Source organism: Rhizobium sp. LARHSG275, from assembly GCF_052871115.1.
In genome coordinates this window covers 12,541-25,612 of sequence record NZ_JBIXJN010000007.1, presented here as the reverse complement: position 1 = coordinate 25,612, position 13,072 = coordinate 12,541, and the positions used below count along the sequence as shown (strand labels likewise).

At 60.4% G+C, this 13,072-nt stretch carries 13 protein-coding genes; 5 read left to right on the top strand and 8 right to left on the bottom strand.

The features are described from left to right. Window positions 1-18: 18 nt before the first annotated feature. Window positions 19-1,302 carry a TadE/TadG family type IV pilus assembly protein gene (locus ACIPSK_RS10530; protein ID WP_170255752.1) on the bottom strand — a complete coding sequence of 428 codons (1,284 nt, stop codon included), beginning with the start codon at window positions 1,300-1,302 and terminating at the stop codon, window positions 19-21. A gap of 219 nt (window positions 1,303-1,521) precedes the next feature. Between ACIPSK_RS10530 and ACIPSK_RS10525 the strand changes: the two genes are divergently transcribed. Then, on the top strand, window positions 1,522-2,895 hold the full coding sequence (locus tag ACIPSK_RS10525; protein WP_017964553.1) for a class II 3-deoxy-7-phosphoheptulonate synthase: 1,374 nt from the start codon (window positions 1,522-1,524) through the stop codon (window positions 2,893-2,895). Between the two features lie 241 nt (window positions 2,896-3,136). Here the strand turns inward: ACIPSK_RS10525 and ACIPSK_RS10520 are convergent, their stop codons facing one another. After that, window positions 3,137-4,975, bottom strand: a complete 1,839-nt coding sequence (locus ACIPSK_RS10520) for an ABC transporter ATP-binding protein (RefSeq protein WP_162117758.1) — start codon at window positions 4,973-4,975, stop codon at window positions 3,137-3,139. Beyond that, window positions 4,929-5,288 carry a hypothetical protein gene (locus ACIPSK_RS10515; protein ID WP_162117673.1) on the bottom strand — a complete coding sequence of 120 codons (360 nt, stop codon included), beginning with the start codon at window positions 5,286-5,288 and terminating at the stop codon, window positions 4,929-4,931. Before ACIPSK_RS10515 ends, ACIPSK_RS10520 begins: the two co-directional genes overlap by 47 nt. Here ACIPSK_RS10515 and ACIPSK_RS10510 point away from each other — a divergent pair. Further along, a complete protein-coding gene (locus tag ACIPSK_RS10510; RefSeq protein WP_162117759.1) occupies window positions 5,274-5,672 on the top strand; it encodes a GFA family protein in 399 nt (132 codons plus the stop codon). The two genes, ACIPSK_RS10515 and ACIPSK_RS10510, sit on opposite strands and share 15 nt — an antisense overlap. Here ACIPSK_RS10510 and ACIPSK_RS10505 read toward each other — a convergent pair. After that, window positions 5,669-6,199: a DUF1003 domain-containing protein gene (locus tag ACIPSK_RS10505; RefSeq protein ID WP_162117760.1), complete on the bottom strand. Its 531-nt coding sequence runs from the start codon at window positions 6,197-6,199 to the stop codon at window positions 5,669-5,671. The genes ACIPSK_RS10510 and ACIPSK_RS10505 overlap by 4 nt on opposite strands. 191 nt (window positions 6,200-6,390) lie before the next feature. Between ACIPSK_RS10505 and ACIPSK_RS10500 the strand changes: the two genes are divergently transcribed. Both ACIPSK_RS10500 and ACIPSK_RS10495 read left to right on the top strand, forming a co-directional pair. Next, window positions 6,391-8,070, top strand: a complete 1,680-nt coding sequence (locus ACIPSK_RS10500; protein WP_162117761.1) for an NAD+ synthase — start codon at window positions 6,391-6,393, stop codon at window positions 8,068-8,070. A 96-nt stretch (window positions 8,071-8,166) separates the two neighbouring features. Beyond that, window positions 8,167-8,997, top strand: a complete 831-nt coding sequence (locus tag ACIPSK_RS10495; RefSeq protein WP_162117762.1) for a TolB family protein — start codon at window positions 8,167-8,169, stop codon at window positions 8,995-8,997. Between the two features lie 60 nt (window positions 8,998-9,057). Here ACIPSK_RS10495 and ACIPSK_RS10490 read toward each other — a convergent pair whose 3' ends face one another. Continuing rightward, a complete protein-coding gene (locus ACIPSK_RS10490) occupies window positions 9,058-9,342 on the bottom strand; it encodes a hypothetical protein (RefSeq protein WP_246709787.1) in 285 nt (94 codons plus the stop codon). A gap of 510 nt (window positions 9,343-9,852) precedes the next feature. Here ACIPSK_RS10490 and ACIPSK_RS10485 point away from each other — a divergent pair. Continuing rightward, entirely contained in the window at window positions 9,853-10,416 is a 564-nt protein-coding gene (locus ACIPSK_RS10485) for a hypothetical protein (protein WP_162117763.1), read from the top strand. An 8-nt stretch (window positions 10,417-10,424) separates the two neighbouring features. On the opposite strand, the gene ACIPSK_RS10480 is transcribed toward ACIPSK_RS10485, so the two are convergent. From ACIPSK_RS10480 to ACIPSK_RS10470, 3 genes are all read right to left on the bottom strand, one after another. After that, window positions 10,425-10,841 (bottom strand): hypothetical protein, encoded by a 417-nt coding sequence (locus ACIPSK_RS10480; RefSeq protein ID WP_162117764.1) that lies wholly within the window; start codon window positions 10,839-10,841, stop codon window positions 10,425-10,427. Window positions 10,842-11,007: 166 nt separating this feature from the next. After that, complete coding sequence (locus tag ACIPSK_RS10475) at window positions 11,008-12,075, bottom strand: 3-deoxy-7-phosphoheptulonate synthase (RefSeq protein ID WP_162117765.1); 1,068 nt, start codon at window positions 12,073-12,075, stop codon at window positions 11,008-11,010. A 401-nt stretch (window positions 12,076-12,476) separates the two neighbouring features. After that, the gene (locus ACIPSK_RS10470; RefSeq protein ID WP_162117766.1) at window positions 12,477-13,058 is read right to left on the bottom strand and encodes a hypothetical protein; all 582 of its coding nucleotides are present in this window, start codon (window positions 13,056-13,058) and stop codon (window positions 12,477-12,479) included. Between the last annotated feature and the right edge of the window lie 14 nt (window positions 13,059-13,072).

Below are 13,072 nucleotides of genomic sequence, written 5' to 3'. Positions count from 1 at the left end.
GATTTTCGGGCCGATGCGCTAGCTGGTGATGCGCGGCGCTCGGATGACCTTCAGGAAAAGCGCCTTCATCGCATCGGCGATACCTTGGGTCGGCGTCACCTCGAAATAGAGGCCGGGCGAAGCGCATGCCTGCATCTTCGTCGGAATCTCGCTCTGGAAGGGGCTGATCCATTTGTTGTACCAATCGTTGCTCGGTAACGGCAGGTAGGTGGTGTAGAGCACGGCGATCTTGACACCGCGATCCTTCAACGGCTTGCAGAAGGAGGTGTCGATCGGTTCCTGACAGCGGCCGCCGGTCGTCTTCTTGGTGCATGTCGACGGCTTGTAACTGTCGCCGACGCCATCGGAAACGAAGAACAAGATCTTTTCGGGGCTGATATTCGACGTGCCGTCACCGGCCGGATCGATGATGGTATTCATCTGGGTCAGGGCGCTATCGAAGCTCGTGAGCTGGTCCTGGTTGTAGTTCTGGTAGGGAATGGTCATCAGATCGACGGCGTCGGTGTAGTTCTTCACCTTCGTCAGGTCGGATGTGGGGCTGGAGATCGTCGTCAGCTTGGCGTCTTCGGCCTTGGTGCCGAAAGTATAGACGCCCATGCGGAACTGGTCGCTGCTGACGCGTTCGGTCTTGGCCGTATCGGTCAACGCCTGAGTTGCCTGGCGCACGACGTCGATGCGCATGGCGACGCCGAGGCTCTTGGCGATAGTGTAGTTGTTGGTGCTCTGGTCCATCTGATGGCAGGCAAAGGCGCAGCCTGTTTTGGCCTGCAGCTTGGAAACATCGGTCGCGGTTGCGCCGACGCCCATGGAAGGCGTGTTATCGAGCAGGATGTAGAAATCCATGAAGGCGGCGGTTTGATATTCGGCCGTCGCAACGCCCGAGATCGTGATCGAGTCCCGGCCGAGGATGCGCATGAAGGTGGTGGGCACCGTCGCGCTGAAGGAAACCTGCGAGTTCAGCTTGTTGGCAGTCTTGATGACGTCGATGCCGAGATCGACATGAACGTCGGTCAGCTCGCCGGACATTTGAGACATGAAAATGCTACGGGCGTCGTCTTTGCCGAGCGAGATCGTGCCGTTGCCGCTCATGGTCATGGCGGCTGCGACCGCGCCGGATTTCTCGGCGATCGAACCGACGGCTGCGGCATCGGCGGCGGTATAAAGCTGTGTCCTCAGGCTGAGCGCATGGGCGAAATCCACGGCCATGCCGGCCGCGCCGAAGAGCGGCACCACCAGCAGCGCCGTCATGATGCCAAAATTGCCCGAGCGGTCCGATATGAACCCGGGCGGAAGGATCGCCATGCCATGTCCCCGATGTTGAAACTCTTTGCGGTTCTACATTGAAAGTCTAAAATATGGGGAAATCGACATGGTATATGCGGGTTTAACCAGACAGCGGCGAGCGGCGGCGGTGAGGCGACAACTGTCGGCGATTGGTCTTTGCAAGCCGGATCTAAAGGTCTATAAGCCGCCGCATATTGAGGGCATCCTGAGGTATGGATGTGAGAACAGGTGAGTGAGATGGCAGACAATTGGACCCCGAGCAGCTGGCGGCAAAAACCGATCCTGCAGGTTCCCGACTATCCCGACGCGGCCGCCTTGGCGGCAACGGAAGCCACGCTCGCCAGCTATCCGCCACTTGTCTTTGCAGGTGAAGCGCGCCGCCTGAAAAAGCATCTCGCCAATGTCGCCGAAGGCAACGGCTTCCTGCTGCAGGGCGGCGACTGTGCCGAGAGCTTCGCCGAGCACGGTGCCGACAATATTCGCGATTTCTTCCGGGCTTTCCTGCAGATGGCGGTCGTGCTGACCTTCGGCGCGCAACTGCCGGTCGTCAAGGTCGGCCGCATCGCCGGCCAGTTCGCCAAGCCGCGTTCGTCGAATGTCGAGAAGCAGGGCGACGTCACGCTGCCGGCCTATCGCGGTGACATCATCAACGGCATCGAATTCACCGAGGAGTCGCGCATTCCGAACCCGGAGCGCCAGGCCATGGCTTATCGCCAGTCGGCGGCGACGCTGAACTTGCTGCGCGCCTTTGCGATGGGCGGTTACGCCAACCTCGAAAACGTGCACCAGTGGATGCTCGGCTTCGTCAAGGACAGCCCGCAGGGCGAGCGCTACCGCAAGCTTGCCGACCGCATCAGCGAAACCATGGATTTCATGAAGGCGATCGGCATCACCTCGGAAAACCATCCGGCTCTGCGCGAGACCGATTTCTTCACCAGCCACGAGGCGCTGCTGCTCGGCTACGAAGAAGCGCTGACCCGCGTCGATTCCACATCGGGCGACTGGTATGCAACGTCCGGCCACATGATCTGGATCGGTGACCGCACGCGCCAGGCCGATCATGCACACGTCGAATATTGCCGCGGCATCAAGAACCCGATCGGCCTGAAATGCGGCCCGTCGCTGCAGGCCGACGACCTGCTGCAACTGATCGACATCCTGAATCCTGCCAACGAGGCCGGGCGCTTGACGTTGATCTGCCGCTTCGGCCATGAGAAGGTCGCCGACAGCTTGCCGAAGCTCATTCGCGCCGTCGAGCGCGAGGGCCGCAAGGTTGTCTGGTCCTGCGATCCGATGCACGGCAACACGATCACTCTCAACAACTACAAGACCCGTCCCTTCGAGCGGATCCTGTCGGAAGTCGAAAGCTTCTTCCAGATCCACCGCGCCGAAGGCTCGCATCCGGGCGGCATCCATATCGAGATGACCGGCAAGGACGTGACCGAGTGCACCGGCGGCGCCCGCGCGGTCTCCGCAGAAGACCTGCAGGACCGCTACCACACCCATTGCGATCCGCGCCTCAACGCCGACCAGGCGCTCGAGCTTGCCTTCCTGCTTGCCGAGCGCATGAAGGGCGGGCGCGACGAAAAGCGCATGGTCGCCAACGGCTGAGATCAGTCTGAAATGAATGACAAAAAACCCGGCGCGATGCCGGGTTTTTTGTTGATAGCTGCCCCTCTAGCCCTCTCCCCGTAAACGGGGCGAGGGGACGTGCCAAACGCAGCGTCGAGTTTGGGGGAAACGGGTGCGGCATGTCCCTTCGCCCCGTTTACGGGGGTCCGAAGGACGGGTCGAGAGCCGTGGCTCGACCCTGGTCGGTGCCGGCAGGCGGATGAGGGGCTGACACAGACGCTCATATACTCGCCTGGACGCTGTGCAGGTTGGCGTAGACGCCGTCTTGCGCCATCAGCTCGTCATGGGTGCCCTGTTCGACGATGCCATCAGCCGTCAGGACCAGGATGCGGTCGGCGTGGCGGACGGTCGACAGGCGGTGAGCGATGACCAGGGTGGTTCGCCCGCTTGCCAGGCTGAGCAGTGCCTGCTGCACCGCCCGTTCGCTTTCGTTGTCGAGCGCGCTGGTCGCCTCGTCGAAGATCAGAATCTGGGGATTCTTGAGGAAGGCACGGGCAATGGTGAGGCGCTGTCGCTGACCGCCCGAGAGCTTGACGCCGCGCTGGCCGATATCGGTGTCATAGCCCTGAGGCAGGGCGATGATGAAGTCGTGCGCATTGGCCGCGCGCGCGGCCGCTTCCAGTTCGGCATCGATGGCCTCCGGCCGGCCGTAGCGCAGGTTTTCCGCTACCGTGCCGGCAAAGAGGTAGACATCCTGCTGCACTACGCCGACATGGCGGCGGAGCGAAGTCAGCGTCACGTCGCGGATATCGGTGCCATCGATACGGATCGCGCCAGCCTCGACATCGTAGAAGCGCGGTATCAGCGCGCAAAGCGTGCTCTTGCCGACCCCCGAGGGGCCGACCAGGGCGACGAACTCCCCGGGGGCGATGGTGAGCGATAGCTGCTCGAGCACCCGCGGGCCATCGCCCTCGTAGCCGAAGGCGACATCGGTAAAACGGATCTCGCCCGTTGGCGCCGGCATCGGACGGGCGGCCGGCCGGTCTGTGATATCGGGGGCGATCTCCAGGATCTCCATGGCCCTGATGAAACCGGTGTAGCCCTCCTGCCAGAGGCGCACGAAATTGGCGAGCCGCTGCACCGGATCGACCAGCACGGCGACACAGAGCAGAAAGGTCAGCATATCGGAGACGGTTAGTTCCGCCGTCAGGATGCGCAGGCCACCGATGACGATAACGATTATGGTGATGAGCTGGGCGAAGGTTTCGGTGCCGACCGAAAACCAGGCCTCGCTGCGATAGCCCTCGGCGCGGCTTTGCAGGAAGCGCCGGTTCTGCTCGGCGAAACGTTCCTTCTCCAGCGCCTCGTTGGCAAAGGACTGGACGACGCGAATTCCCGAAAGAGCATCCTCGACGCGCTCGTTGACGGCGGCGACCTGCCGTTTGCTGGCTTCGAGCGCGCGGTTCATCCGCCGGTTGAAATAGAGCGCGTAGGCCACCGCCACCGGGGTGAGCAACAGGATCAGGGCTGCCAATGGCGGATCGATGAAGAAAAGCACCAGCATGGCGCCACCATATTTGAGCACGGCAATGGAAAGATCCTCGGGGCCGTGGTGAAAGAGCTCGCCCAGCCACAGGCTGTCATTGGTGATGCGGCTCATCAACTGGCCGGTGCGCTGCTGGTCGTAAAAGCTGAACGAGAGCTTCTGGCAGTGCTCGAAGAGTTCCTGCCGCACCGTGGCCTCGATGCGGGCGCCCATCACGTGGCCGCGATAGTCGACGAAGAAGATGGCAACGATCTGGACCGCCAGAACGGCCAACATGATGCCGCCCATCGCAAGGATTTGTGCGAAGGCCTGCGGCGCATCGGGCAGAGCGAGAAGACGGCTCGTGACGATGTTGGCGCAGAGCGGCAAGGCAACCGCCGTGCCAGCGACGAGGATGGCACAAAGCAGATCCGCCAGCAGCAAAGGCAGATGCGGGCGATAGTAAGAGAGGAATTTGCGCATGCGCGACCAGCGCCGCTTGCGGTCTGCGGCATTCGCGTCGTCGCGGAAGAGTTTCGGGAAGCGATTATGAGGTCGCGAGCTTTTCCTCGCGCGAGAGAACGAAATGTTCATGAAGCTGAATGTCCTTGTGGGGGATGTTTCCTTTCTGTTCGGACAGGGTCGCTCTCATGTCAGTCTCCCGAGGGTTCGGATTAATTGCTCCATAAGTATCGCCGACAATGATGGTCGATTCAATGCTGTGATGCGAAGAGCTCTGCGGGTGTTGTCGATAAGCAACAGGGGTGATCGCTCCGGCCAAGTATGCACAAGGTCGACGACCCTCAAGATTTTTGATGATTTTGTTAAACGGAATGGATTTGACGCCGGAGAAGATCGGCGGCAACGTTTCTTTCAGGAACAGGGGACTGATATGACCGAGCGACATGCAGGCGGCTGCCTTTGCGGCGCCGTGCGATTTTCAACGGCGGCGAAGCCTGGGCCTGTCGTCGGCTGTCATTGCTCGCAATGCCGCCGGCAGACGGGGTTTTATTACGCTGCGGTCAACCTGCCGCGGGCGGCTCTTTCGGTTGATGGCACTGAGGCGGTCCGCTGGTACCGGTCGAGCGAAGAGGCGCAGCGCGGCTTCTGCTCCAATTGCGGCTCCGCGCTGTTCTGGCAGGCGGACGGATCGGCGGAAGTTTCGGTCATGGCAGGCGCGTTCGACACGCCGAGCGGCCTGGCCTTCGGCCATCATATCTACTGTGCCGACAAGGGCGATTTCTACGAGATAACAGATGGCCTGCCGCAATATGCGGTGAATCCGGTTTAGCCTTTGGCAGCGAGTGCGGCGCTGAGGCGGGCCACGTCCTCGCGCAGCCCCGTCAGCTCGGTCAGTACGTGCATGTCGATCTTCTGGTGCAGGGAGAGTACTTCGAGCTCGGCCTTGAGATTGACCTCGTAATCCTTGGCGGCCTCGAAGCGGTCGCGCTCGGCCTGGCGGTTCTGCGACATCATGATGATCGGCGCCTGGATGGCGGCGAGCATCGACAGGATCAGGTTCAGGAAGACGAAGGGATAGGGATCGAAGGCGCCGGTCATCAGAATGATGGTGTTGATCACCGTCCAGGCGATGAGGAAGACGAAGAAGGCGATGATGAAGGACCAGGAGCCGCCGATGCGGGCGATGCTGTCGGCGATACGCTCGCCGAAGGAGGCTTCGGCTGAAAAGGCGGCGTTGACGTCGGTCGAGATGACCTTGCGTTGGTGCGCTTTCGCCAGCACGCGCTTTTCGACGTCGCCGAGTTCGTCGGCCGGTTTGTCGAAATGATGGTGCACGAAGTCCGAGAGATTAGACATGGCCTGTTTCCGATACCGTTATCGATGCGGTCGCTTCCGGCGCCAGTATTCCGCTCCGGAGGTAAATTGCAATGCGCATCAATGCCGCGTGACGCCATGCGTGATCCGTTCGTAAAAATTTCGTCGTCGCGAGGCTCCGCTTTTGGCGCCAACATGTTGCGGTCGCGAAAGGCGCAGGCTAAATAAATGACATGACACAGGAAAACGCCCTTTCTGATATTTTCCGCATCGCCATCGGCCAGCTCAATCCGACGGTCGGCGATGTCGCCGGCAATCTCGCCAAGGCGCGCGAGGCGCGTATCGACGCGGGACGGGAGGGCGCGCATCTGCTCGTCCTGACCGAGCTTTTCATCTCCGGCTATCCGCCTGAAGATCTGGTGCTGAAGCCCGCCTTCATTCGCGCCTGCTGGAAGGCGGTCGAGACTCTCGCGGCCGATACCGCCGATGGCGGGCCGGGCGTCATCATCGGCTTTCCCCGGCAGGACGAGACCGGCCGCTACAATTCCGTCGCCGTACTCGACGCCGGCAAAGTGATCGCGGTGCGCGACAAGATCGACCTGCCGAATTACGGCGAGTTCGACGAGAAGCGCGTCTTCGACCAGGGCGCCATGCCGGGGCCGGTGAATTTCCGCGGCGTACGCATCGGCATTCCGATCTGCGAGGATATCTGGGGCGATCTCGGCGTCTGCGAGACGCTGGCCGAAAGCGGGGCCGAGATCCTGCTGTCGCCGAACGGTTCTCCCTATTATCGCGGCAAGGTCGATATCCGCCATCAGGTGGTGCTGAAGCAGGTGATCGAGACCGGACTGCCGCTGATCTATGCCGCCCAGCTCGGCGGCCAGGACGAACTCGTCTTCGACGGGGCAAGCTTCGCCTTCAATGCCGACAAGTCGCTTGCCTTCCAGATGAGCCAGTTCGAGACGGCGCTTGCGGTGACGACATGGAAGCGCGGCGAAAACGGCTGGCATTGCGCGGAAGGGCCGATGGCGCATATCCCTGAAAGCGAGGAGGCCGATTACCGCGCCTGCCTGCTCGGCTTTCGCGACTACGTCAACAAGAACGGCTTCAAAACCGTGGTGCTCGGCCTTTCCGGCGGCATCGACTCGGCGATCTGTGCGGCAATCGCCGTCGATGCGCTGGGCGAGGAGCGGGTGCGCACCGTCATGCTGCCCTATCGCTATACTTCCGAGGATTCGCTGAAGGATGCGGCCGATTGCGCCAAGGCGCTCGGCTGCCGCTACGACATCGTGCCGATCGAACAGCCGGTGACGGGTTTCAGCAGTGCGCTCGCCAGCCTTTTCGAAGGCACGGGCAGCGGCATCACCGAGGAGAACCTGCAGAGCCGGGCGCGCGGCGTCATCCTGATGGCGATCTCCAACAAGTTCGGCTCGATGGTGGTGACGACGGGCAACAAGTCGGAAATGTCGGTCGGCTACGCCACCCTTTACGGCGACATGAACGGTGGCTTCAACCCGATCAAGGACCTCTACAAGATGCAGGTCTATGCGCTTTCCCGCTGGCGTAACGAAAACGTGCCGCCGGATGCGCTGGGGCCGTCGGGCGAGGTAATCCCGCAGAATATCATCGACAAGGCGCCGTCGGCCGAGCTGCGTCCCGACCAGAAGGACCAGGATTCGCTGCCGCCCTATCCTGTGCTCGACGATATCCTCGAATGCCTTGTCGAGAAGGAGATGGCGGTCGAAGAGATCGTCGCCCGCGGCCATGACGTGGCGACCGTCCACCGGGTCGAGCACCTGCTCTATCTCGCCGAATACAAGCGCCGGCAGTCGGCGCCGGGCGTTAAGATTACCAAAAAGAATTTCGGCCGGGACCGGCGTTATCCGATCACCAACCGTTTCCGGGATCGCTAGCGCAATCGAGATCGCTGACGGCGGCAATTCAAAGTGTTCCAGCGTCCTTTACGCGTCTGAACGACGCGCGGCGCTGTAGGATTTTCGGGAGGAAACATGCGCAGCTCGGTTGAGATCTACAATGTCAGGACGGGCAGGGCCCGCGAGGTCTGGCAGACGGACAGGCTGGTCGAGGCGCCGAACTTCTCGCCGGATGGTTCCTACCTGCTCATGAACGGCGACGGGCTGCTCTTCCGGCTGCCGCTCGATGGCGGCGACGTGGTCAAGGTCGATACCGGCTTTGCTGTCAACTGCAACAACGACCACGGCATTTCGCCCGATGGGACTGAGATTGTCATCTCCGACAAGACCGAATTCGGCAAGTCGGCGATCTATATCCTGCCGATCGAAGGCGGCACGCCGCGGCTCATCACGCAGAACCTGCCATCCTACTGGCATGGCTGGTCGCCGGACGGGCGCCAGCTTGCCTATTGCGGCATCCGCGACGACCTCTTCGATATCTACACCATTTCCGTCGATGGCGGCGCCGAAACGCGGCTGACGCATGGCGAGGGACGCAATGACGGGCCGGACTGGTCGGTTGACGGCCAATGGATCTACTTCAATTCCAGCCGCACCGGGCTGATGCAGATCTGGCGCATCCATCCCGATGGCACCGGGCTCGAGCAGGTGACATCGGACAATCAGGGCAATTGGTTCGCCCATCCATCGCCTGCCAATGACAAGGTGCTGATCCTGTCCTACGACCCTTCGGTGTTCGACCATCCGCGCGACCTCGATGTGCGGCTGCGGCTGATGGACATGGACGGCGGCAATCTGAAGACGCTGTTCGAACTCTTCGGGGGGCAGGGCACGATCAATGTGCCCTGTTGGTCTCCTGATGGCGAGGAATTCGCCTATGTCAGGTATTTTCCGGTGAGATCTTGAGACTGGCGCACCGCCATTTTATGATGGGGTGGTGGGTATCTGATGATATCGCGAGACCGCCTACTCGAACACTTTGCTTGGAATCGTTTCAGAAACGGGCTGTCTTTTAACGCCAGCGGCGGCCACCAGCCAGAACAGTCCACCAGCAGCAAAGCCGAATACAGCTGTCACTGCGAGCGATTTGACGGTCTCTAGCAATCCCCACCATGTCATCATGCCGTTTTGGTAAGTGATGTGGTCACCAGCATAGGCCTCGTCAGGGCCGAAAAATGCAACTCTAGGCACATCGCCTGAAGTAGAATAGCAATGGAATCCCCAACACAGCAGTTGGCGGATACGCACCAATGAGCGCGACGGCCTGAGTTGATCGGATAACGCGCTCGGTCATATCCGGCAGGCCCTGATACAGTGGGCTGTAAACAGCGTATGCGAAGGACGCGATTTAGGGAACTACGATCAACGCAATCGCTACTCTCCACCAAGGTGGAGATGGAAGAGTTTTTACAGGCATGCGTCCCCTATCGAAAAAGTTTATTCGGCAGGATTGCACGTCACAGTGTGAGTAACAACGTCGCGCCCGGCCTCATCTTCGAATTGCTGATGCGCACGCTTTTGAGGGGTGGGTGATTGGGGCTCCCAAGTTTGATTGCAGTAGCTACCTCTAGCTCCGTGTAACTTGCCGAAGCGGACGGGGTATTCTATTTCAAGATGAGCTGTGGCATTTATTCATCTTCCTATTGTGGGGGAAATATTGTGACCTGAATATCAGTGCTATTCTGGCTGGTAACGACGCCCACTGCTCCAACCCGCTCTTTTGGCATCCGCGAACATGAGGAAGAACCTGGGGGTATAGACTTGCTGGCTGTCTTGAGATGCGCGTGGACGCTGCGTGGTTTCACGGTCGCCGGCTCCTTGGTGGCAATGGGTTTCACGCTCGCAGGTTGTTCATATCTTTTTGTCCGTGGCGTCGAGGGAAGCTACCTCGCAACGGGTACTCCGGTGCTCGGAAAGGTGACTGCGGGGGACGAGAGTGAGGAGATGGGGGGGACGATTGAGATCGGCTCGGCCGAAAGGCAGCAATGCAAGGGTCGCTACAGCGTATCGCAGGTGAAGACGAATTTCTGGAAGCTTGAGACCGGCGAGCGAACCTACCGCGGGAAGATCTACTGTCTGGATGGTCGAGCAGGGGCGTTTGAACTCATATCGAAGGATAAGGGGAAAACCGGCTCGATTACCGGCGAAATCAATGGCGAGGCATTTCAACTCGATATGTTCGGATCGAAGAGCCGTGAGTGCATGACGGAAGAATGCAGATGGGGCTTGAAGTGGACTTACGAAAAAGAGCGCGACGACATGCGTACCTATTACAGGGTCGCGACTGAACACGAGCCCGATTCAATGCATCCATGGCTCTATTAAATCTACTCCTATTCCGCGTGCCGGTGATCCGGTCCCGAGCTCCGCCCATGATGGCGGGGCGGTGGGTTAGTAATCTCACGCTGCTTGGGGATCGGCGACTTCGCGGATGATTGGACGAGAAATCTGATGTCGGCCTTGGTTCCAACCAGCCCACCGGTACCAACAGCAGCGCCATAGTAATTGTTATAGCCGACCTCGCTGTTGGCAATTGCGGCGAACTTAGCGCCCATCGCGAGCGGCATTGCGGCCAGCGCCACGAATGCGACGACAGGCCCGAGCACCGGCGTAGTGGTGACGATCGATTGAGCACCGTTGATAGCCGTCTCCACAAGACGAAGGTATTTTCCGACCAAGCCGGCTCCGACGACAAATGACGTGCCCGCGAAATATGCGCCTGTGTCGGCCCATCTGGTTCGCTCCATCATCAGACGCCTGCATTTGGCGGCTGTGGCTCGTTGGGATGAATGGGCATGAACTGGCGGTCACAGCCAACGGCAGTGTCGCCATCGGCGTACCCGTGAGATAACCGGGTTGCCCCCACCGCCCTGTAATGGGCGGCGGGTTTCTGCCCGCTGCGTTTAATGCTGACTATCAGGCTGCGACGGCTGCCTTGCGCCGGGCGCGGGCGGATTTTGCCAAGTCCTCCAGCACCGCGACCGACATATCCCAGTCGATGCAGCCGTCGGTGATGGACTGGCCGTAAACCAGCGGCTTGCCGGGAACGAGGTCCTGGCGGCCGGCGACGAGGTTGCTTTCGATCATCATGCCCTTGATGTCGCCGTTTCCGGCGGCAATCTGGGCAGCAACGGATCTGACGACGAGCGGCTGGTTCATCGGGTCCTTGCCACTGTTGGCATGGCTGGCATCGATGAGGATGCGCGGGGCGACGCCGAGCTTGACGGCGTCGCTCGTGACGGCTTCGACATCGGCCGTCTCATAGTTCGGCCGCTTGCCGCCGCGCAGGATGATGTGGCAATCCTCATTGCCTGTCGTCGAGGCGATTGCCGCCTGTCCGTCCTTGGTCACCGCCGGGAAGTGATGCGGCTGCGAGGCGGCGAGGATGGCATCGAGCGCGACGCGCACGCCGCCGTCGGTGCCGTTCTTGAAGCCGATCGGGCAGGAGAGGCCGGAGGCGAGCTGGCGGTGGATCTGGCTTTCGGTCGTGCGTGCGCCGATCGCGCCCCAGCTGACGAGATCGGTGATGTATTGCGGCGTGATCGTGTCGAGGAATTCGCAGCCGGCCGGAAGGCCCATGGCATTGATGTCGAGCAGCAGGCGCCTGGCAATGCGCAGCCCTTCTTCGATACGGTAGCTGCCGTCGAGATGCGGGTCGTTCATCAGGCCCTTCCAGCCGACGGTCGTGCGGGGCTTTTCGAAGTAGACGCGCATGACGATCTCGAGATCGCTGGCGAAGAGGCGGTGCTGTTCCGCCAGCCGTTCGGCATATTCCCTGGCGGCAACGGGGTCATGGATGGAGCAGGGGCCGATAACGACGATCAGGCGATCATCTTCGCCGTGGAGGATCTTATGGATCGCAGCACGGTTGCTGGTCACGGTCTCGGTGACCTCGGCATTGCGGGGAATTTCCGCGATGATATCGGCTGGTTTGGTCAGCGGGGTGATCTCGACGATGCGCAGATCGTCAATGGTATCAGACACGGTATGGCTCCTGTTTGGTCATACCGGCGGAACAAAAAAAGCCGCCAGGTAGACTAGCGGCTGTTCGGGTTGTCGTCGCGTCGAATTCAGTTACGCATGGACCCGCATCCGCTGAGAGTAGCGGTACCAATAAAATCGCGAGGCGTAGATTGATGTGATCGACATGAGGCGTATGTAGTGTCACGGCCACGCGTTGTCACGCAGAATTTTCTGGCTGAAAATCCGGCGTTCCCCGAGATGGCAACGGCTTCTGCGGAAGGGGCACCCCCGGCGAGGCAAGAAGCGCGTCGCACTCGATCTCGTGCAGGCGACGCGCTCTAAGCTTTGTTTAAACCTGGCGCCCTAAAGATGCTTCCGGGCGACGGTCATTCGAACTGTTCCAGAAAACTGAGTTCCTGAGATCAGAGAGCGTCGACGTTCACGCCGACGGTGATGGCGCCGATCGGTGTTCCCTTGTCGTCTGATATCGTGACGCTTGCCTGCGACTGCAGTGTCTGGGTCGATTCATCCTTTTCGATCTCGTCGACGAAGACGGCGTCCTTGCCGGCTCCGAAGGACTTCTGGAACTTGGCCTCGTCGCCCTGCCAGTAATCCGATGTGGTGTCGCTTTGACCGACATTCAGGCCTTTTGTATCCATGACGAAGATTTCCGTGATCTTGCCGCCGGAAGCCTCCTTCTTCCCCTGAAGGAATTTCGACAGTGCGTTGTTGAGCACATCATCGATCATCGAGTGGTCTGAGCCATCGACCTCGGCACGCCACTTCTTGTCAAGGGCGTCGACATCAGCAGCGCTGAGATTGGCGTTGGCAGCGTTCTGCGCCTTGATAGCCTCGATGATGGCGGGGTCGTTAAGCCAGGGCTTTACATCGCTTGTCACGTAGTCGGAGATCGGGGCAAGCTTGGCATCCTGTGCCATGGATACGTCCACGGGCATGGCAAATGCGGTGCAGGCCAAAAGAAATGCGGGCACGATTTTCTTCATAGGCGTTTCCTTCC

Coding starts and splice junctions, on each gene's coding strand:
- ACIPSK_RS10530 (WP_170255752.1), bottom strand. CDS start 1,302: ATGGCGATCCTTCCGCCCGGGTTCATATCGGACCGCTCGGGCAATTTT.
- ACIPSK_RS10525 (WP_017964553.1), top strand. CDS start 1,522: ATGGCAGACAATTGGACCCCGAGCAGCTGGCGGCAAAAACCGATCCTG.
- ACIPSK_RS10520 (WP_162117758.1), bottom strand. CDS start 4,975: ATGAACATTTCGTTCTCTCGCGCGAGGAAAAGCTCGCGACCTCATAAT.
- ACIPSK_RS10510 (WP_162117759.1), top strand. CDS start 5,274: ATGACCGAGCGACATGCAGGCGGCTGCCTTTGCGGCGCCGTGCGATTT.
- ACIPSK_RS10515 (WP_162117673.1), bottom strand. CDS start 5,288: ATGTCGCTCGGTCATATCAGTCCCCTGTTCCTGAAAGAAACGTTGCCG.
- ACIPSK_RS10505 (WP_162117760.1), bottom strand. CDS start 6,199: ATGTCTAATCTCTCGGACTTCGTGCACCATCATTTCGACAAACCGGCC.
- ACIPSK_RS10500 (WP_162117761.1), top strand. CDS start 6,391: ATGACACAGGAAAACGCCCTTTCTGATATTTTCCGCATCGCCATCGGC.
- ACIPSK_RS10495 (WP_162117762.1), top strand. CDS start 8,167: ATGCGCAGCTCGGTTGAGATCTACAATGTCAGGACGGGCAGGGCCCGC.
- ACIPSK_RS10480 (WP_162117764.1), bottom strand. CDS start 10,841: ATGATGGAGCGAACCAGATGGGCCGACACAGGCGCATATTTCGCGGGC.
- ACIPSK_RS10470 (WP_162117766.1), bottom strand. CDS start 13,058: ATGAAGAAAATCGTGCCCGCATTTCTTTTGGCCTGCACCGCATTTGCC.